Annotated in this window: 13 protein-coding genes, 1 tRNA gene and 1 rRNA gene; 3 read left to right on the top strand and 12 right to left on the bottom strand. The window is 70.8% G+C overall.

Annotated elements, in window-relative coordinates; translation table 11 throughout:
* Positions 1-102 precede the first annotated feature (102 nt).
* Both ACIRB7_RS30735 and ACIRB7_RS30730 read left to right on the top strand, forming a co-directional pair.
* Positions 103-951 carry an Fpg/Nei family DNA glycosylase gene (locus ACIRB7_RS30735; protein ID WP_403605130.1) on the top strand — a complete coding sequence of 283 codons (849 nt, stop codon included), beginning with the start codon at positions 103-105 and terminating at the stop codon, positions 949-951.
* Between the two features lie 32 nt (positions 952-983).
* On the top strand, positions 984-1,757 hold the full coding sequence (locus ACIRB7_RS30730) for an SDR family NAD(P)-dependent oxidoreductase (RefSeq protein ID WP_403605127.1): 774 nt from the start codon (positions 984-986) through the stop codon (positions 1,755-1,757).
* On the opposite strand, the gene ACIRB7_RS30725 is transcribed toward ACIRB7_RS30730, so the two are convergent.
* From ACIRB7_RS30725 to ACIRB7_RS30680, 10 genes are all read right to left on the bottom strand, one after another.
* A complete protein-coding gene (locus ACIRB7_RS30725; RefSeq protein ID WP_403605124.1) occupies positions 1,705-1,974 on the bottom strand; it encodes a hypothetical protein in 270 nt (89 codons plus the stop codon). The genes ACIRB7_RS30730 and ACIRB7_RS30725 overlap by 53 nt on opposite strands.
* Positions 1,975-2,113: 139 nt before the next feature.
* The gene (locus ACIRB7_RS30720) at positions 2,114-2,584 is read right to left on the bottom strand and encodes a Dps family protein (RefSeq protein WP_403605121.1); all 471 of its coding nucleotides are present in this window, start codon (positions 2,582-2,584) and stop codon (positions 2,114-2,116) included.
* Positions 2,585-2,743: 159 nt separating this feature from the next.
* Positions 2,744-3,127, bottom strand: coding sequence for a helix-turn-helix transcriptional regulator (locus ACIRB7_RS30715; protein WP_351216002.1), 384 nt, complete (start codon positions 3,125-3,127; stop codon positions 2,744-2,746).
* Positions 3,128-3,221: 94 nt separating this feature from the next.
* Positions 3,222-3,758: a CinA family protein gene (locus tag ACIRB7_RS30710; protein WP_403605117.1), complete on the bottom strand. Its 537-nt coding sequence runs from the start codon at positions 3,756-3,758 to the stop codon at positions 3,222-3,224.
* On the bottom strand, positions 3,755-4,429 hold the full coding sequence (gene pgsA, locus ACIRB7_RS30705; protein ID WP_403605114.1) for a CDP-diacylglycerol--glycerol-3-phosphate 3-phosphatidyltransferase: 675 nt from the start codon (positions 4,427-4,429) through the stop codon (positions 3,755-3,757). The genes ACIRB7_RS30710 and pgsA overlap by 4 nt, the downstream gene beginning before the upstream one ends.
* Entirely contained in the window at positions 4,426-5,916 is a 1,491-nt protein-coding gene (gene rimO / locus ACIRB7_RS30700) for a 30S ribosomal protein S12 methylthiotransferase RimO (protein WP_403605111.1), read from the bottom strand. The genes pgsA and rimO overlap by 4 nt, the downstream gene beginning before the upstream one ends.
* Positions 5,917-6,006: 90 nt before the next feature.
* A complete protein-coding gene (locus tag ACIRB7_RS30695; protein WP_403605108.1) occupies positions 6,007-6,828 on the bottom strand; it encodes a helix-turn-helix domain-containing protein in 822 nt (273 codons plus the stop codon).
* Positions 6,829-7,135: 307 nt separating this feature from the next.
* Positions 7,136-9,997 (bottom strand): DNA translocase FtsK, encoded by a 2,862-nt coding sequence (locus tag ACIRB7_RS30690; protein ID WP_403605105.1) that lies wholly within the window; start codon positions 9,995-9,997, stop codon positions 7,136-7,138.
* A 137-nt stretch (positions 9,998-10,134) separates the two neighbouring features.
* Positions 10,135-10,809, bottom strand: coding sequence for a two-component system response regulator (locus ACIRB7_RS30685; RefSeq protein WP_403605102.1), 675 nt, complete (start codon positions 10,807-10,809; stop codon positions 10,135-10,137).
* 294 nt (positions 10,810-11,103) lie between these two features.
* On the bottom strand, positions 11,104-16,593 hold the full coding sequence (locus ACIRB7_RS30680; RefSeq protein WP_403605099.1) for a HAMP domain-containing protein: 5,490 nt from the start codon (positions 16,591-16,593) through the stop codon (positions 11,104-11,106).
* Positions 16,594-16,862: 269 nt separating this feature from the next.
* Between ACIRB7_RS30680 and ACIRB7_RS30675 the strand changes: the two genes are divergently transcribed.
* Complete coding sequence (locus tag ACIRB7_RS30675) at positions 16,863-19,508, top strand: SpoIIE family protein phosphatase (RefSeq protein WP_403605096.1); 2,646 nt, start codon at positions 16,863-16,865, stop codon at positions 19,506-19,508.
* 101 nt (positions 19,509-19,609) lie between these two features.
* On the opposite strand, the gene ACIRB7_RS30670 is transcribed toward ACIRB7_RS30675, so the two are convergent.
* Both ACIRB7_RS30670 and rrf read right to left on the bottom strand, forming a co-directional pair.
* Positions 19,610-19,685, bottom strand: a tRNA-Thr gene (locus tag ACIRB7_RS30670).
* 4 nt (positions 19,686-19,689) lie between these two features.
* Positions 19,690-19,783 (bottom strand): 5S ribosomal RNA (gene rrf, locus ACIRB7_RS30665); the annotation flags it as partial.

Below are 19,783 nucleotides of genomic sequence, written 5' to 3'. Positions count from 1 at the left end.
CCGCCACCCCCCGTTGTGGGCATTCGTTCCGCTGGGGCGGAACGGGTGGGCACACGGCGGGCGGCGGGGGCGGCCGCGCCCCCGACCCGGCAAAATGGCCCCGTGCCCGAAGGAGACACCATCTGGCAGGCCGCCCACCGCCTGCACACCGCACTCGCCGGCCGCGTCCTGACCCGCTCAGACCTCCGCGTGCCCCGCTTCGCCACCGCCGACCTCACCGGCCGGACACTCCTCGACGTCACCCCCCGCGGCAAACACCTGCTCGCCCGGATCGAGGGCGGCCTCACCCTCCACTCCCACCTCCGGATGGACGGCGCATGGCGGGTGTACGCCACGGGGGAGCGCCCGCGCGGCGGCCCCGACCACCAGATCCGGGCGATCCTCGGAAACGCGGAGTCCACCGCGTACGGCTACCGGCTGCCGGTCCTCGAACTGATCCGCACCACGGAGGAGTCCCGCGTCGTGGGCCATCTCGGCCCGGACCTGCTCGGCCCGGACTGGGACCCGGACGAGGCCGTGCGCCGACTGACGGCCGACCCCGCCCGCACGCTCGGCGAGGCCCTGCTCGACCAGCGGAACCTGGCCGGCATCGGCAACGTGTACAAGTCGGAGCTGGCCTTCCTCGCCGGCGTCACGCCCTGGCTGCCGGTCGGCGAGCTGGCTCCCGATGTCCCGGCCCGCCTCGTCGTGACCGCCCACCGCCTCCTGGAGGCGAACAAGGACCGCCCCGACCGCCGCACCACGACCACCCGCCACGCCGCCGGCACCCCGCTGCACGTCTACGGCCGCGGGGGCCACCCGTGTCTGCGCTGCGGGACCCCGATCCGCAAGGCGGAGCTGGGCGACCGGGTCACGTACTGGTGCCCCGGCTGCCAGCACGGCCCGGACAACAAACCGACCGACAACCGAACCGACAACTCGACCGACAACTCAACCGACCCCACCAATTGACGGTCCGTCAGTTCCAATCGTACGGTCCGACCATGACGCCCCCGGCCCTACCGGCATACGACCTCACCCACCGCACCGCCTTCGTCACCGGCGCCGCGAGCGGTATCGGCCGCGCGACGGCCCTCCTCCTCGCCCAGGCCGGTGCCACAACGCACTGCGCGGACCGGGACGGGCAGGGCGTCGAGGAGACCGCAGCCCTGATCGCCCGCGCGGGAGGCATCGCGCACCCGCACATCCTCGACGTCACCGACCGGCCCGCCCTGGCCGGCGCCGTCACCGCGGCGGGTCCGCTCCACGTCATGGCCGCGATCGCCGGCGTCATGCACACGAGCTCGGCCCTGGAGACCCGCGAAGAGGACCTCGACCGCGTCCTCGCGGTCAATTTCAAGGGCGTGCTGTACGCGTGCCAGGAGGCGGCCCGCTCGATGATCGCGGCCGGCACCCCGGGCTCGATCGTCACGATGGCCTCGGGCGCGATGGACACCGCAAGCCCCGGCCTGCTCTGCTACAGCGTCACCAAGGCGGCCGTCGTCCAGCTGACGAAGACCTTGGCGACAGAAGTCGGCCGGCACGGCATCCGGGTCAACGCGGTCGCGCCGGGCTGGATCCGTACCCCCATGACGGACCGCCACGAGCCGGCCGCGCAGCAGCAGGCGGAAGCGGCGATGATCCGTCACTCACCGCTGGGGCGGGTCGGGGAGGCCGAGGACATCGCGCACGCGGTCCTGCACCTGGCCTCCGACGCCTCCGCGTTCACGACGGGTCAGATCCTGCGCCCCAACGGCGGCGTCGCGATGCCCTGGTGAGGCGTCGGGCCAGCGCGCCCGGCCGCCCGGACGAGGCGGCCACGTGCACCGGCAGCAGGCTCAGGCCCCAGCCACTGGCGGCCACCGCCCCTTCGACCGGCCCGGCCTCACCCGGTGCGAGCACCAGGCGTAGCACCGCCCACCACCAGAGCCCCCCGGCCGCCAGCCCGATCGCGACCAGCGCGAGCGTCACCGGCGGTATCCGTCGCCGTACCATGGCCGCCTCCTGCCGCCGACGCTAGACCGGCAGGATCACCCTGCGGGAGAGCGCACCGGGGTGAGACCCAGCGCACACCGCACATATCGCCCCAACAGGCGCCATCACCGAAAGCGTCACCGGCCCGCCCGCCCCCGCCCTAGACGCTCTCGGCCTGGAACATCCACGCGTGCTTCTCGAGTTCACCCGTCAGAGTGATCAGGATGTCCTGGCTGACCGGGTCGGGGTCGCCGGTCGCGTCGACGCGCTCCCGCATCCGGGTGATCACAGCACCGAGCGCGGCGACGAGGATCTGGACCGCCTCCTCGTCCTTGATCCAGCCTTCCGGCACCGTTCCGATCGCGCTGGAGGAAGCGACGGTCGCCGAGCGTCCGTCCGGGCTGACGCCGAGGGCCGAGGCACGCTCGGCCACGGTGTCGGAGTGCAGCCGGGCGGTGTCGACCACCTCGTCCAGCTGGAGGTGGACGGAGCGGAAGCGCGGCCCGACGACGTTCCAGTGCACCTGCTTGGCGACCAGGGCGAGATCGACCAGGTCGACCAGCGCCCCCTGGAGCGCGTTGCCGACCGTCTTGAGGTCGGTCTCGGACAGCGGACTCTTCACGACAGACATTGCGAAATCTCCAACCAGTCGAACGTTCCCCCACCATGGCACGCCTGACCGGAACCCGGCATCTCAAACAATTCATCCCAAAGACAGCGGGAGAAACAAGAGAAGCCCCGGTCGGCACCCCACCAGGGGGTACCGACCGGGGCTTCTCCCCGTTTCGGTTCAGGCAGCGACGACGTCGACCGCTTCCGCGGGCGCCTTGATGGTCACCCGCTCGGTGGGCACACGTGCCACCGACGTCACCGACACCGAATTGAGCCTCGGGCGTACCGGCGTCGGCACCGGTTCGCTCGCCGCCGCCGACTCGGCCAGTTCGGCCAGTGACAGCTCGTCGCTCACTTCACGCATGAGCTCGGACATCCGTACGTCCAACGCGTCGCAGATCGCGGAGAGCAGCTCGGAGGAAGCCTCCTTCTGCCCCCGCTCCACCTCGGAGAGATAGCCGAGCGAGACTCGGGCGGACGAGGAGACTTCGCGCAGAGTACGGCCCTGACGCTGGCGCTGCCGACGCAGCACGTCACCCAACAGGCGACGGAGCAGAATCATCGGTGGCTCCCTCCTCGGACCGCGTAGCCGCATCCTTCATGCCCCACCGTACCGCCTCGCGCTGCGGCCGTGCGGGGAGCGATGTCGTGTTCACTCAGGGCTGCAAACATCCATTCCCCCCGTTGTGTTCCGTATCCTGTGCCCGCGCATTTCCCGAGAGTTCCTCATGGAGCAGTTCCAGCACGCTCCGTACACTCTCTCTACGGATGTCCGCCCGGTCGCCGTTCAACCGCAGCGAGACCACTTTCCCGGCGCGGGCGCCGGTCGCGGCCGGTCCCGCGACTGCCACGTAGACGGTTCCGACGGCCTGTCCGTCCTGCGGGTCGGGCCCCGCGACCCCGGTCGTCGAGACACCCCAGTCGGTGCCGAGCCGGTCCCGTACACCGGCCGCCATCTGCAGCGCGACCTCGGGGTCCACCGCTCCGCGCTCCGCGAGAAGGGCCCCGTCGACCCCGAGCAGCTCGTGCTTGAGGGGTGTCGCGTACGCCGTGACGGACCCCCGGAAGGAGGCCGAGGCCCCGGGCACCCCGGTGAGTTCCGCGGCCACCAGACCACCCGTGAGCGACTCCGCGACGGCCAGCGTGTGACCACGCTCCGCGAGCAGCGCCAGCACCCGGGCGGCCACGGTCATCGCGTCGCCGTCTCCGACCGCGTGGCCGCCCGCTCCTCCGCGAGCCCCTGGCGGCGCAGCACGACCGCCTGCCGTACGTAGTCCAGGCCGGTGACGACCGTCAGGACGACGGCCACCGTCATCACCCAGAACCGCAGGGTGGCCAGCGGCCCGGTGAGCATCAGCACGTACATGCCGACCGCCGTGCCCTGGGCGAGCGTCTTCATCTTGCCGCCACGGCTGGCCGGGATGACCCCGTGCCGGATGACCCAGAACCGCATCAGGGTGATCCCCAGCTCGCGGGCCAGGATGACCCCGGTCACCCACCAGGGCAGATCCCCGAGCGAGGACAGGCAGATCAGTCCGGCCGCCATGATCGCCTTGTCGGCGATCGGGTCGGCGATCTTCCCGAAGTCCGTGACCAGGTTGTACGTACGGGCGAGGTGCCCGTCGAAGATGTCCGTGATCATGGCGACGGCGAACGCCGCCCACGCCCAGGCGCGCCATGCGGGGTCGTGTCCGCCGTCCTGGAGGAGCAGCAGCACGAAGCCCGGCACGAGCACGAGCCGCATCATGGTCAGGATGTTGGCGATGTTCCACAGGCTGGCCTGGTTGACGGCCGCCGAGCCCAGCTTGCCGCGGGGCGCCGGCCTACCGGTCCCGCCCGTCGCGGATGCCGGGACTCCGGTCATCTGGCTGCCTCCTCGAAAAGACACTCGGCCACCAGGTCGACGCCTTCCGTGCCGACGACCTTCGCCCTGACCATACGGCCCGGGGCCAGGTCGGGGCTCGTACCGTCGGCCGTGGTGAGGACCACCTGTCCGTCGGTCTCGGGGGCCTGGTGGGCGGCGCGGCCGATCACGCCGTCCTCGTCGTCCAGGGACTCGACCAGTACTTCAAGGGTCTCTCCGATCCGCTCTTCCGCGCGCTGCGCGGTGAGCTCCTCGGCGAGCCGGGAGAGATGGGCGAGCCGCGCGTCGACGACGTCCTGGTCGAGCTTGTGCTCGTACGTGGCGGCCTCGGTGCCGTCCTCGTCGGAGTAGCCGAAGACGCCGATGGCGTCGAGCCGCGCGTGGGTGATGAAGCGTTCCAGCTCGGCGAAGTCCGCCTCGGTCTCGCCGGGGAAGCCGACGATGAAGTTGGAGCGGGCACCGGCCGTGGGGGCCTTGGCCCGGATGGTCTCCAGGAGCTCCAGGAAGCGGTCGGTGTCGCCGAAGCGGCGCATGGCCCGCAGCACGTCCGGGGCGCTGTGCTGGAAGGACAGGTCGAAGTACGGCGCGACCTTCTCGGTCGAGGTGAGGACGTCGATCAGGCCTGGGCGCATCTCGGCGGGCTGGAGATAGCTCACACGGACGCGCTCGATGCCGTCCACCGCGGCCAGCTCGGGCAGCAGTCCCTCCAGGAGCCGGATGTCCCCGAGGTCCTTGCCGTAGGAGGTGTTGTTCTCGGAGACCAGCATGATCTCCTTCACCCCCTGCTCGGCGAGCCAGCGCGTCTCGTTCAGCACGTCCGAGGGACGGCGCGAGACGAAGGAGCCGCGGAAGGAGGGGATGGCGCAGAAGGTGCAGCGGCGGTCGCAGCCGGAGGCGAGCTTCACGGAGGCGACGGGGCTGGTGTCCAGGCGTCGGCGGAGCGGCGCGCGCGGCCCCGAGGCGGGCGCGAGACCGTCCGGCAGGTCGCTCGGCACGTTCTCGGGGGTGTCCACGACGCCATGGCCGGGGAGGGCCACGGCCGCGGCGGCCTCCTGGCGCTCCACGGGCGAGAGCGGCAGCAGCTTGCGCCGGTCACGGGGGGTGTGGGCCTCGACACTGCCACCGCTGAGGATGGTCTGGAGGCGGTTGGAGATGTCGGAGTAGTCGTCGAAGCCGAGGACGCCGTCGGCCTCCGGGAGGGCCTCGGCGAGCTCCTTGCCGTACCGCTCGGCCATACAGCCGACGGCGACCACGGCCTGGGTCTTGCCGTGGTCCTTCAGATCATTGGCTTCGAGCAGGGCGTCGACGGAGTCCTTCTTGGCGGCCTCGACGAATCCACAGGTGTTGACGACGGCGACATCCGCGTCCTCGGCGTTCTCGACGAGCTCCCAGCCGTCCGCTGCCAAGCGGCCTGCGAGCTCCTCCGAGTCCACCTCGTTACGGGCGCAGCCAAGAGTGACAAGGGCGACGGTACGGCGTTCGGGCATGGACTCAAGACTACTTCGTCCCGGCCGTTCCCCCGTCGCGCAGGGTTCACCCGCGCGACAGAGGTCACATCGGGGGTCACCTCACGAGGCTCATCCGGCCTCGGGGTCACCCTTGGTGTACGTGAGCCGCTCCACCTGGCCGGATTCGAACTTGTCCTGGAGCTTCTTGCCGTTCACGTGGAGCTCGATCGCTCCGGCGTTGCCGAGGACCAGGTCGATGCGCTCGTCGTCCTGGAAGGTCTTGGACTCGCCCTCCAGGAGGAGACCGTCGAAGAGCAGCTTGCCGTTGTGGTCCTTGGCCGAGATCCAGCTCTTGTCGTCGATCGCGGAGAGCTTGACCGTGACCTTGTCCCGCGGGACGGCGGCGATCGCGCTCTCGGTGGGCTTCGGGGCGGGCTTGACCGGCTTCGGCTTGGCGGCGGCCGTGGCCTTCTCCGGCGCGGGCGCCGGTCCACCCTCGGCCGTGGAGCCCTTCGGCGGCTCGTTCCCGTCGAACATCGTGAAGCCGACGAAACCGACGACGGCGACGATGGCCGCGACCATCGCGGCGGTCCAGTTGGGCCGGCGACGCTCGGGGCGGATACGTTCCGCCTCGAACAGCGGGGCGGCGGGGGTGGGCGCGGGACGGCCGCCGTGCTCGCCGTCGTACTGCTCGATCAGCGGAGCGGGATCGAGGCCGACGGCGCGCGCGAGGGTACGGATGTGCCCGCGGGCGTAGACGTCGCCGCCGCAGCGCGAGAAGTCGTCCTCCTCGATCGCGTGCACGATCGGGATCCGGACACGGGTGGAGGCACTGACCTCTTCGACGGTGAGACCGGCGGCGATGCGGGCCTGCTGGAGAGCACGACCGATCGAGTCCCGGTCGTCTGCCGGGAAGGTCCGGTCGTCTTCGGGGGAGTTGCCGATGGACACGAGAGCGCCTTTCGAGCGTGTAGCCACCTGCTGGACGTTCAGTCTATGGGTGGTACGAAAGGGTGGGGCAACCGGGCGGGTGCTGTTTGTACGCCATGAGGCTGGGACATCCTTCTGTCCCTCCGTCCAACTTGACGTACGGCCAGGGGAAACGGTTGCCCATCGTTCCCTTACGAGTGAGTCTCGGCCCGGTCTCGATCGGGTACCCCGCTCCCCCGCCGCCACTCCCCCACTCCCGCGCCGTCACTCCACCGGCCCTGCCCGAACGGCGCGCGCCACTCCCCCGCCGCCACGCCTCCCGCTTCCGCTACGCCCCCGACTCCCCCCGGATGACGGCCAGCACGCCGTCCAGCTCGTCCGGCTTGACGAGCACGTCGCGCGCCTTGGACCCCTCGCTCGGCCCGACGATGTTCCGGGACTCCATCAGGTCCATCAGCCGCCCGGCCTTCGCGAAGCCGACGCGCAGCTTCCGCTGGAGCATCGACGTGGAGCCGAACTGGGTGGAGACGACCAGCTCGGCGGCCTGGCACAGCAGATCGAGGTCGTCGCCGATGTCCTCGTCGATCTCCTTCTTCTGCCGGGTGCCGACGGTGACGTCCTCCCGGAAGACCGGGGTCATCTGGTCCTTGCAGTGCTGCACGACGGCCGCGACCTCGTGCTCGGTGACGAAGGCGCCCTGCATCCGGACGGGCTTGTTGGCACCCATCGGCAGGAACAGACCGTCACCCTTTCCGATGAGCTTCTCGGCGCCGGGCTGGTCGAGGATGACGCGGCTGTCGGCGAGCGAGGAGGTCGCGAAGGCGAGCCGGGACGGCACGTTCGCCTTGATGAGACCGGTGACGACGTCCACGGACGGCCGCTGGGTGGCGAGCACCAGATGGATGCCGGCGGCGCGAGCGAGCTGCGTGATGCGCACGATCGAGTCCTCGACGTCCCGCGGCGCCACCATCATCAGGTCGGCGAGCTCGTCGACGATGACGAGCAGGTACGGGTACGGCTTGAGCTCGCGCTCGCTGCCCTCGGGCAGCTTGATCTTGTCGTCCCGGACCGCCTGGTTGAAGTCGTCGATGTGCCGGTAGCCGTAGGCCGCGAGATCGTCGTACCGGAGGTCCATCTCCTTCACCACCCACTGGAGGGCCTCGGCGGCCCGCTTGGGGTTGGTGATGATCGGGGTGATCAGGTGCGGGATGCCCTCGTACGCGGTGAGTTCGACCCGCTTGGGGTCGACCAGGACCATCCGGACGTCCTCGGGGGTCGCTCTTATCATGATCGAAGTGATCAGGCAGTTGATGCACGAGGACTTGCCGGAGCCGGTGGCCCCCGCCACCAGGACGTGCGGCATCTTCGCCAGGTTGGCCATCTCGTAGCCGCCCTCGACGTTCTTGCCGAGCGCCACCAGCATCGGATGGTCGTCCTCGGCGGCGGCGGCGAGCCGCAGCACGTCCCCGAGGTTGACCATTTCCCGGTCGCTGTTGGGAATCTCGATGCCGACCGCGGACTTGCCGGGGATCGGCGAGATGATCCGTACGTCGGGGGAGGCCACGGCGTACGCGATGTTCTTGGTGAGGGCCGTGATCTTCTCGACCTTCACGGCCGGGCCGAGCTCGACCTCGTACCGTGTGACCGTCGGCCCCCGGGTGAAACCGGTGACGGCCGCGTCGACCTTGAACTCGGTGAAGACGTTGGACAGCGCGTCCACGACGGCGTCGTTGGCGGCGCTGCGCGTCTTGCCCGGCCCGCCCCGCTCCAGGAGGTCGAGCGACGGCAGGGAGTACGTGATGTCGCCGGACAGCTGGAGCTGCTCGGCCCGGGACGGCAGGTCGGTCGGCTCGGGCGCGGGCTTCGTCAGATCCGGTACGCCCCCGCCGGAACGATCCGGCACGCCTCCACCGGAACGATCCTGTACGCCCCCGCCGGAGCGCTGGTCCCCACCCCGCGCCGGCGGTACGGGTGAGGCCGACGCCCCCCGCTCGGGTGCCTCGGCGGTGGAGGCCTCCACGGCGGCCTTCCGCTCCGCGGTGACGTCCCTGGTGAGGTCGGCGACGATCGGGGAGGGCGGCATGCCGTTGAGCACCGCGCCGTCGAGCGCGGCGGCGGCCGCCGCCGCGACGTCCACCGGGTCGAGACCGTGGTCGAACGCGGGCCGCTCGGAGGTGCGGCGCGCCGGGCGGCCGCGCCGCTCCAGCATCTCCGCCTCGGCACGGTCCACGTCGTACGGCTCCGCCGGGCCGCCGCCCCGGCGCCGGACGGGCCGAGCGGGCCGGAGCTGCGGGCGGGCCTCCCGCCACTCCTCGCCGTACCCCTCCTGGTCCTCGCCGTAGGCCTCCGCCGGGTCATACGCGGGTTCGACGAGGCCGAGCCTGACACCGAGGGCGCGCAGCCGCTGCGGGATCGCGTTCACCGGGGTGGCGGTGACGACGAGCAGCCCGAAGATCGTGAGCAGCACCAGCATCGGTACGGCCAGGACCTCGCCCATCATGAAGACGAGCGGCTGGGACGCGGCCCAGCCGATCAGGCCGCCGGCGTCCTGCATGGCCTCGCTGCCGTCACCGCGCCCCGGCGAACCGCAGGCGATGTGGACCTGGCCGAGGACACCGATGACGAGCGCGGAGAGGCCGATGCTGATCCGGCCGTTGGCCTCGGGCTTCTCCGGATAGAGGATCAGCCGCACGGCCATCGCGCCGAGCAGCAGCGGCACCAGCAGATCGAGCCGGCCGAAGGACCCGGTGACCAGCATCTCGACGAGGTCGCCGACAGGCCCCCGGAGGTTGGACCAGGTACCAGCCGCGACGATCAGCGCGAGGCCGAGGAGGAGCAGCGCGAGCCCGTCCTTGCGGTGGGCCGGGTCGAGGCCCTTGGCTCCACGCCCTATCCCCCGGAACAGCGCCCCCACCCCGTGGGCGAGGCCGAGCCAGGCGCCGCGCGCGAGCCGGTAGACGCCTCCGGTGGGGGACGGCGCGGGCCGGGGCGGGGCTTTCTTCGCGGCCGTCTTCCGCGCGGGCGCGCGCTTGGCGGGTGCGGCCTTCTTGGCCGGTGCCTTCTTCGCGGGCGGTTTGGCGGGGGACTTCGCGGCCGCCGCCTTCTTCGCGGCGCCCGTCGTACGGCCGGCGCGCGGCTTTGCGGTGCCCGCTGTGCCCTGGGAGCCCTTGCCGGACGTACGTGAAGCCATGATGCCGAGGTTACCGGTGTGGGGACCGGCTGTCCGCCTCACCCGTTCGTGTCGCCCCTGCCGCGGCGCGAAGCTGACACCACATCACACCGGTGCACGCCCGGCCATGTCGGCTACGGGCTGCCGGTGACGGTACGTCAGCCCTGGGCGGGCAGGTTCGGTGCGGCTCCGGTCCCCGGCTCCAGCGCGTCAAGGGCCCGGCGCAAGCCGGTGAGCTTGCGCTCCAGATGCGCGGCGGTGGCGACCGCCGCCGCGTCCGCGGAGTCGTCGTCGAGCTGCTTGGACAGTGCCTCGGCCTGCTCCTCGACGGCCGCGAGCCGCGCGGAGAGTTCGGCGAGCAGACCGGCGGACTCCTTGCCGTGACTGCCCTCGCCGCCGCCCTCCAACTGCAGCCGCAACAGGGCGGCCTGCTCGCGCAGCTTGCAGTTCTTCATGTACAGCTCGACGAAGACGGAGACCTTGGCGCGCAGCACCCACGGGTCGAACGGCTTCGAGATGTAGTCGACCGCGCCGGCCGCGTACCCCCGGAAGGTGTGGTGAGGGCCGTGGTTGATGGCGGTGAGGAAGATGATCGGGATGTCCCGGGTCCGCTCGCGCCGCTTGATGTGCGCGGCGGTCTCGAAACCGTCCATCCCCGGCATCTGGACGTCGAGCAGGATGACCGCGAAGTCGTCCGTCAACAGCGCCTTGAGCGCTTCCTCCCCGGACGATGCCCGCACCAGCGTCTGATCGAGCGCGGAGAGAATGGCCTCCAGCGCCAGCAGATTCTCCGGCCGGTCATCGACCAGGAGGATCTTGGCCTTCTGCACCATGCCCCGTCCTCCTCGCCCCGGCAACGGCTCTCCCCGGCTCCCCGAACCGGGGGAAGCACCGGGCGCCGCCCCTGAAGACGACTCCCTAACGCCGTCCGTCCTTGTGCCGGTCATCGTAGCCGCACCCCGCCCGTCGCCACACCCTGTCACCGCGATGTCACTGTGCACGTACCTGAAACGCGGTGGGAGACCAGAAGGTTCCCCGTATCCAGCCCTCTCACACCCCTCTGGCGACAGTCCGTCAGCGGAGGCCGGGGGCCCGCGCGGCGCACCGCACGGGCCCCCGGCGCGGAGTCACGCGCCCCGCATCCACTGCTCCATCACCGACAACAGATGATCGGGGTCGACCGGCTTGGTCACGTAGTCGGAGGCCCCCGACTCGATCGCCTTCTCCCGGTCGCCCTTCATCGCCTTCGCCGTCAGCGCGATGATCGGCAGCCCGGCGAACTGGGGCATCCGCCGGATCGCGGTCGTCGTCGCGTATCCGTCCATCTCCGGCATCATGATGTCCATCAGGACGATCGTCACGTCGTCGTGCTGCTCCAGGACTTCGATGCCCTCCCGCCCGTTCTCCGCGTAGAGCACCGCGAGCCCGTGCTGCTCCAGGACGCTGGTGAGCGCGAAGACGTTACGGATGTCGTCGTCGACGATGAGCACCTTCTCGCCGGAGAAGCTGAACGTACGCCGCGGCTCGGGTGCCTCCATCTCCGGTTCCACCCGGTCGGCCCCGGCCTCCTTGCCGGACTGCCCCGGCACCGCCGTCCGCGCCCCGGTCGCCTCCGCCGCCGCCTTCCGCCGGTGCCGGAACAGCGCACCGGCCCCCGACCGCGCCTCCGTCCGTACGGGCGGCGGCGGGAAGTGCGGGAACGGGTGGACGCCACCGGCCGTCCCCTCCTCGGCGCCCTGCTGCGGATCGTCCATGTCCTGGGGCCCCTGCCCGTAGGCCCCCGTCGGCAGCTCCGTCGGACTCAGCGGCAGATAGAGCGTGAACGTCGAACCACGGCCCGGCTCGCTCGCGGCGAAGATCTCGCCGCCGAGCAGCCGCGCGATCTCCCGGCTGATGGAGAGCCCCAGACCCGTACCGCCGTACTTCCGGCTGGTCGTGCCGTCGGCCTGCTTGAACGCCTCGAAGATGACCCGCATCTTGCTCGCCGCGATCCCGATGCCCGTGTCGGTGACCGAGAACGCGATCAGGTCGGCCTCCGGGTCGCGCAGCGAACCGGCCTCGAGGAGCTGCTCGCGGATCGACTGCGGCACGTCCGCGCCGGACGGCCGGATCACCAGCTCCACCGCGCCCGTGTCGGTGAACTTCACCGCGTTGGAGAGCAGGTTGCGCAGCACCTGGAGCAGACGCTGCTCGTCGGTGTGGAGCGTCGCCGGCAGCTCGGGCGAGACCCGCACCGAGAAGTCGAGCCCCTTCTCCGCCGTGAGGGGCCGGAAGGTCGCCTCCACGTAGTCGACGAGCTGGACGAGCGCGATCCGGGTCGGCGAGACGTCCATCTTGCCCGCCTCGACCTTGGACAGGTCGAGGATGTCGTTGATCAGCTGGAGCAGGTCGGAACCCGCTCCGTGGATGGTCTCCGCGAACTCGACCTGCTTGGGCGTCAGGTTCGTCTCGGCGTTGTCCGCGAGCAACTTGGCCAGGATGAGCAGCGAGTTGAGCGGGGTGCGCAGCTCGTGCGACATGTTGGCGAGGAACTCGGACTTGTACCGCATGGAGACGGCGAGCTGTTCGGCCCGCTCCTCCAGGACCTGCCGGGCCTCCTCGATCTCGGTGTTCTTCACCTCGATGTCGCGGTTCTGCCGGGCGAGCAGCTCGGCCTTCTCCTCCAGCTCCAGGTTGGAGCCCTGGAGCTCCTTCTGCCGGTGCTCCAGCTCGGCCGAACGCTCCTTGAGCTGCTCCGTGAGCTCCTGCGACTGCTGGAGCAGCACCTCGGTCTTGGTGTTGACGCTGATGGTGTTGACCGTGGTGGCGATCAGCTCGGCGATCTGGTTGAGGAAGTCCCGCTGGATCTGGGTGAACGGCTGGAAGGAGGCCAGCTCGATCACACCGAGGACCTTCCCCTCGAAGAGGACCGGAAGGACGATCACATGCGCCGGCGAGGCCTCGCCGAGCCCGGAGGAGATCTTCAGATAGCCGGGCGGTACGTGGAGCTGGATGGTCCGCTTCTCGTCCGCCGCCGTGCCGATGAGCGTCTCGCCGGGCCGGAACGAGGTCGGCATGGACCCCGGGGAGTACCCGTAACTCCCGCGCATCCTCAGCTCGTACGAGCCGTCGCCCTCACCGACGAGTTCGGCGTCGCTGTGGGCGGAACCCGTCGGCATGGCCACGAAGAAGGCGCCGTGCTGGGCCGAGACCACCGGCGTCAGCTCGCTCATGATGAGCGAGGCCACGTCGTCGAGGTCCCGGCGGCCCTGCATGAGGCCGGAGATGCGGGCCAGGTTGCTCTTGAGCCAGTCCTGCTCGTCGTTGGCGAGGGTGGTGTCGCGCAGGTTGGCGATCATCGTGTTGATGTTGTCCTGGAGCGCCTGGATCTCGCCGGCCGCGTCCACACCGTCGATCTTGACGTTGAGGTCGCCGCGGGTCACCGCGGTGGCGACGGCCGCGATGGCCCGCACCTGCCGGGTGAGGTTCCCGGCCATCTCGTTCACGGACTCGGTGAGATCGCTCCAGGTGCCCTCCACGTCCCGGACCCGGGCCTGGCCGCCGAGCTGCCCGTCGGTGCCCACCTCGCGGGCCACGCGGGTGACCTCCTCGGCGAAGTTCGACAGCTGGTCGACCATCGTGTTGATGGTGTTCTTCAGCTCCTGGATCTCACCGCGCGCGTCGATGTCGATCTTCTTGGTGAGGTCGCCCTTGGCGATGGCGGTGGTGACGGCGGCGATCTGCCGCACCTGACCGGTGAGGTTGTCGGCCATCGAGTTCACCGACTCGGTGAGGTCCTTCCAGGTGCCCGAGACACCCGGCACCCGCGCCTGGCCACCCAGTTCGCCCTCCGTGCCCACCTCGCGGGCCACCCGCGTGACCTCGTCCGCGAAGGACGACAGGGTCGTCACCATGGTGTTGACGGTCTCGGCGAGCTCGGCGACCTCGCCCCGCGCCTCGACCGTCACCTTCTTCGTCAGGTCACCGTTGGCGACGGCCGCCGAGACCCGGGAGATGTTCCGCACCTGACTGGTCAGGTTGTTGGCCATCAGGTTGACGTTGTCGCTGAGGTCCTTCCAGGTGCCGGTGACCCCGCGCACCCGCGCCTGACCGCCGAGGATGCCCTCCGTGCCCACCTCGCGGGCCACCCGCGTGACCTCGTCCGCGAAGTTCGACAGCTGGTCGACCATCGTGTTGACGGTCGTCACCAGCTCCAGGATCTCGCCCCGGGCGTCGACCGTGATCTTCTTCGACAGGTCGCCCTTGGCGACGGCCGTCGTCACCTCGGCGATGTTCCGCACCTGGATGGTGAGGTTGTTCGCCATGAAGTTCACCGACTGGGTGAGGTCCTTCCAGGTGCCGGAGACACCCTGCACCTCGGCCTGACCGCCCAGGATGCCCTCGGTGCCCACCTCGCGGGCCACCCGGGTCACCTGCTCGGCGAAGTTCGAGAGCTGGTCCACCATCGTGTTGAGGGTGTTCTTCAGCTCCAGGATCTCGCCCCGCGCGTCCACGTCGATCTTCTGCGACAGGTCACCCCGGGCCACGGCCGTGGCGACCTGCGCGATGTTACGGACCTGGGTGGTGAGGTTCCCGGCCATGCCGTTCACCGAATCCGTCAGATCACGCCACACCCCGGCCACACCCGGCACCTGCGCCTGACCGCCGAGCCGCCCGTCCGTGCCCACCTCGCGGGCCACCCGGGTCACCTGGTCGGCGAAGGCGGACAGCTGGTCGACCATCGTGTTGATGGTGTTCTTCAGCTCCAGGATCTCGCCCCGCGCGTCCACGTCGATCTTCTGCGACAGGTCACCGCGGGCCACGGCCGTCGTCACCTGCGCGATCTGCCGCACCTGCGAGGTCAGGTTGCCGGCCATGAAGTTCACCGAGTCGGTGAGCTCCCGCCAGCGCCCGGAGACGCCGTCCACCCGCGCCTGACCGCCGAGCCGGCCCTCGGTGCCCACGTCCCGTGCCATCCGGGTCACCTGGTCCGCGAACGACGACAGCTGCGACACCATCGTGTTGACGGTGTTCTTCAGCTCCAGCATCTCGCCGGCCACGTCCACCGTGACCTTCTGCGACAGGTCACCATTGGCGACCGCCGTCGTCACCTGCGCGATGTCACGCACCTGACCGGTCAGGTTACGGAAGGCCGTGTTCACCGAGTCGGTGAGGTCCTTCCAGGTCCCCGCCGCCCCCGGCACCTCGGCCTGGCCGCCGAGGAGGCCCTCGACACCGACCTCCCGGGCCACCCGGGTCACCTCGGAACCGAAGGCCGACAGCTGGTCCACCATCGTGTTGACGGTGTTCTTCAGCTCCAGCATCTCGCCGGCCACATCGACCGTGACCTTCTGCGACAGGTCACCGTTGGCCACCGCCGTCGTCACCTGCGCGATGTCACGCACCTGCGTGGTGATGTTCCGGAAGACCGTGTTGACCGAGTCCGTGAGGTCCTTCCACGTCCCCGCCGCCCCCGGCACCTGCGCCTGCCCGCCCAGCAGACCCTCGGCACCTACCTCACCCGACACCCGGGTCACCTCGTCGGCGAACGTCCGCAGCGTCTTCGTCATCTGGTTGATGGTGTCCGCCAACTGCGCGATCTCCCCGCGCGCCGACACCCGCACCTTCTGCGACAGGTCGCCGTTCGCGACCGCCGTCGTCACCTCGGCGATGCCCCGCACCTGGTTCGTCAGGTTGCCCGCCATGGTGTTGACGGAGTCCGTGAGGTCCTTCCACACACCGGCGACCCCGGCCACCTCGGCCTGACCGCCGAGCTCACCCTCCGTACCCACCTCACGGGCGACGCGGGTCACCTCCGAGGAGAACGACGACAGCTGGTCCACCATCCGGTTGACGGTGTTCTTCAGCTCCAGCATCTCGCCGGCGACGTTCGCCGTGACCTTCTGCGACAGATCACCGTCGGCGACCGCCGTCGTCACCAGCGCGATGTCACGCACCTGCGCCGTGAGCCGGTTCGCCATCGTGTTGACCGAGTCCGTGAGGTCCTTCCACGATCCCGACACCCCACGCACCTGCGCCTGACCGCCCAGCTTGCCGTCGGTCCCCACCTCGACGGCGACCCGGGTCACCTCCGAGGCGAACACCGACAGCTGGTCGACCAGGTTGTTGGCGGTACGCGCGACCTTCAGGAACTCCCCACGCAGCGGCCGTACCGCCCCGTCGGCACCCTCCGAACGCAGGTCCATCCGCTGGTCGAGGTCACCCTCGGCCACCGCCGACAGCACCCGCCCCACCTCGGACACCGGCCGGGCCAGATCGTCGACGAGCGCGTTCGCGGCCTCGATCGCCGCCGCCCACGCCCCCTCACTGGCTCCCGCCTCAAGACGTTCGGACAGCTTGCCCTCGCGCCCCACCACCCGGCGGACCCGCGACAGCTCTCCCGTCACATGCATCTGCCGGTCCGCGACCTCGTTGAACACGGCGGAGATCTCCGCCATGACCCCGTCGCCGGACACCGTGAGCCGCCTGCGGAAATTCCCGTCCCGCATCGACACCAGCGCGGCCAGCAACCGCTCCAGTGCCGCCGCGTCCACCTGCACCGTCCCCCCACGGGAACGCCCGCCCCTCGCGCGCGTGCCACTGCCTCCGCCGCGCCGCGCCGCCGTGCCAGGTTCCACCGTGTCCCTCCCGAAAGGGGTCGACCGTACCGCTCCGGCTCCCGCCGGTAGCCTGCCCAGTGTTTCACCGCCACCGAACCAGGCGATAACAGTTCGGCAGCTTCGCACATGCGTCCCTACCCCCGGGGGACGGAATCAGCGTGACCGGCATCCGCTGGGACAGTGAAGGTAAGTAACCTGGCTTCCGGCTGTCCAACCGCCCCGGTCAGCCCGGCGGGGGCGGTGAGCCGCGCGTACGACCACCGGGCAGCGGGAGGGACAGACCGAGCATGGCAGAGCCGGGCGTCGAGACGCGTACGAGGAGTGCTGTGATCACCGCGCGGGCGACTGCGAGTTTCGAGCCCGTCGGGCGGTCGGTCGCGGCCGCCCGCGCCTTCGTCCGGGACACCCTCCAGGGCTGGGGACACCCCGAGCTCGTCGACGACGCCGTCGTCCTCACCAGCGAACTCGTCACCAACGCCGTCATCCACGCCGGCACCTCCGCCGAAGTCCTCTGTCTCCGCGCCGACGACAGCATCCGCGTCGAGGTCGCCGACCGCTACCCCGAGCGCGAGATTCCCGTCCAGAGCGGCCGGACCCTCGGCAGCCCCGACCGCGAGAACGGCCGGGGCCTGCTGCTCTGCGCCGCCCTCGCCCACCGCTGGGGCGTCGACTACTCCCCCACCCGCAAGCACGTCTGGTTCCACCTCGACCTCCCCAGGCGCCCGGTCGGCACCCGCTCCGCGGGCCCCGTCCTGCCCGACGCGCTCCTCCCGGTCACCGACAGCCGCGTCCGCGTCGCCGTCGCCCAGATCGACCGCGGCGGAGCCATCACCGCCTGGAACGAGCACGCCGAGGAACTCTTCGGTTACGCCTCCGAGCAGGTCACCGGCAAACCCCTCGGCGACCTCGCCGCCTGGCCCCACACCCCCGGCATCGGCACCGGCCTCGCCGAAGCCCTGCGCCTCTCCCGCTGGGAGGGCAGCTACGGCATCCGCTGCGCCGACGGCCGCGTCATCCCCGTCTACGCCTCACACCTCCGGGTCCGCGACGCCCAGGGCGAACCCTCCACGGTCTGCCTCCTGGTACGCGAGCACGAGCGGGCCGTCCTCCAGACGCCGCAGCGCCCCACCGCCGAGCCGGGCGCCGAGAGCCGTGCCGCCGACCCCTTCGAGGTCTTCATCGGCTCCCCCGCCCCCGACGACCTCGACGGCCTGCTCCAGCGCACGGTCGAACGCGCCCGGGACATGCTCGAAGGCGACGCCGCCTTCCTCCTCCTCGCCACCGACGACGAGACGGAACTGGAGGTACGGGCGACCACCGGCCTCCCGGCCGCCCGCCAGCGCTTCGCCCGCGTCCCCGTCGAGACCGGCGCCAGCCGCTACGGCTCCGCCCGCATGCCCGCCGTCCACGAGGACCTGGCCGCCGTCCCCGGCGCCGTCCCGCTCCTCGAAGGCACCGGCATGCGCTCGGTGGTCACCGTCCCGCTCAAGGTCGAGGGCCGGCTCACCGGCTCCCTGGGTGTGGCCGCCGAGAGCGCGAACCGCTACTCCAACGAGGAGGCACTCCGCCTCCAGTTCGCGGCCGACCGCATCGCCCTGGCCGTGGAGTCCGCCCGCCTCGGCGAGCTGGAGCGTCTGCGCCGCGGCTCCCTCAGCTTCCTCGTCGAGGCCTCCGACCTCCTGGCCGGCACCCTCGACCGCGACCAGACGCTGGCCCTGATGGCCCAGATGACGGTCCCGACCCTCGCCACCTGGTGCGCGGTCTACACGATCGCCGACCAGACCTCCGATCCGTACCTCTCCTACGTTCTGCACGAGGACGAGGACCGCATCGACGGCCTCAAGGACCTGCTCTCCTCCATCGCCCCGCCCGACCCGGTGCCGACCCCCGGCGCTCGCGTCTGGACCGCGCCGGGCGACGCCGCCCACCGGGCCGCGCTCAGCGCCTCGGTCCGCGCCCTCGACCACCCCACGAGCCCGCTGTCCTCCGGCATCGACACCACCCTGGCCACCGCGAGCACGGTTGCCGGCGAGACGGTCGTCCTGCCGCTGGTCGCCCGGAACCGCGTGATCGGCATGCTGACGCTCGGCAGGCCGTCGGACGACCACTTCCGCCAGGAGATCCTGGAGCTCGCCGAGGACCTCTCCCGCCGGGCCGCCCTCGCCCTGGACAACGCCCGTCTGTACTCGGAGCGGGTGGCCATCAGCCAGTCCCTCCAGCGCAGCCTCCTGCCGCCCGGCCTCCCCGACATTCCGGGCGTCGAGGTGGACGTCATCTACCGCGCCGCCGGCGAGGGCAACGAGGTGGGCGGCGACTTCTACGACCTCTTCCCGATCCGCGACGGCGCCTACGGCTTCGCCATCGGCGACGTCTGCGGTACGGGCCCCGAGGCCGCCGCCGTCACGGGCCTGGCCCGCCACGCCCTGCGTCTCCTGGCCCGCGAGGGCTTCGGCGGCCCGGCCGTCCTGGAGCGCCTCAACGCGGCGATCCTCGACGAGGGCGCCCGCAGCCGCTTCCTGACCCTGCTGTACGGCGAGATGCGCCCGCAGGAGGACGGCTCGGCGATCCTCAAGGTCGTCTGCGCCGGGCATCCCCTCCCGCTGCGCCTCCGCCCGGACGGCACGGTAGAGCCGTCGGCCGAGCCCCAGCCGCTCCTCGGCGTCATGGAGGACCTGGAGCTGTACGAGCAGACGATCACGCTCGACCCGGGTGACGTCCTCCTCTGCGTCACGGACGGCGTGACGGAACGCCGCGAGGGCACCCGCATGCTGGGCGACGACGGCCTGGCCGAGGTCCTCAAGACCTGCACGGGCCTCACGGCCGGCGCGGTCGCCTCCCGAGTCCTCCGCGCCGTGGAGCGCTTCGCCCAGGCCCCCGCCTCCGACGACATGGCCATCCTGGCGATGCGCCTCCGAGAGCCCGACGACCGCTGACGAAAGCCGGCGATCCCTCGCAAGGGGATCGCCGGCCACAGCTGTGCATGCTGTACGGGAACGCAAAAAGGCCCCCGCCACGAGGCGGGGGCCTTTTTCTATGGAGCCCTTTAACGGAATCGAACCGTTGACCTTCTCCTTACCATGGAGACGCTCTACCGACTGAGCTAAAAGGGCGGGTGTTCGGCGGCGTCCTACTCTCCCACAGGGTCCCCCCTGCAGTACCATCGGCGCTGAAAGGCTTAGCTTCCGGGTTCGGAATGTAACCGGGCGTT

Origin of the sequence: Streptomyces sp. NPDC093795 (genome assembly GCF_044764665.1) — a bacterium.
Classification (GTDB): Bacteria; Actinomycetota; Actinomycetes; order Streptomycetales; family Streptomycetaceae; genus Streptomyces.
The sequence above is the reverse complement of the archived record's forward strand: the minus strand, read 5'-3'. Positions and strand labels throughout refer to the sequence as shown.

Excerpts from the sequence above, each read along its gene's own strand:
- ACIRB7_RS30730 (WP_403605127.1), top strand. The coding sequence starts at position 984 with ATGACGCCCCCGGCCCTACCGGCATACGACCTCACCCACCGCACCGCC.
- ACIRB7_RS30725 (WP_403605124.1), bottom strand. The coding sequence starts at position 1,974 with ATGGTACGGCGACGGATACCGCCGGTGACGCTCGCGCTGGTCGCGATC.
- ACIRB7_RS30720 (WP_403605121.1), bottom strand. The coding sequence starts at position 2,584 with ATGTCTGTCGTGAAGAGTCCGCTGTCCGAGACCGACCTCAAGACGGTC.
- ACIRB7_RS30715 (WP_351216002.1), bottom strand. The coding sequence starts at position 3,127 with ATGATTCTGCTCCGTCGCCTGTTGGGTGACGTGCTGCGTCGGCAGCGC.
- ACIRB7_RS30710 (WP_403605117.1), bottom strand. The coding sequence starts at position 3,758 with ATGACCGTGGCCGCCCGGGTGCTGGCGCTGCTCGCGGAGCGTGGTCAC.
- pgsA (WP_403605114.1), bottom strand. The coding sequence starts at position 4,429 with ATGACCGGAGTCCCGGCATCCGCGACGGGCGGGACCGGTAGGCCGGCG.
- rimO (WP_403605111.1), bottom strand. The coding sequence starts at position 5,916 with ATGCCCGAACGCCGTACCGTCGCCCTTGTCACTCTTGGCTGCGCCCGT.
- ACIRB7_RS30690 (WP_403605105.1), bottom strand. The coding sequence starts at position 9,997 with ATGGCTTCACGTACGTCCGGCAAGGGCTCCCAGGGCACAGCGGGCACC.
- ACIRB7_RS30685 (WP_403605102.1), bottom strand. The coding sequence starts at position 10,809 with ATGGTGCAGAAGGCCAAGATCCTCCTGGTCGATGACCGGCCGGAGAAT.
- ACIRB7_RS30675 (WP_403605096.1), top strand. The coding sequence starts at position 16,863 with ATGGCAGAGCCGGGCGTCGAGACGCGTACGAGGAGTGCTGTGATCACC.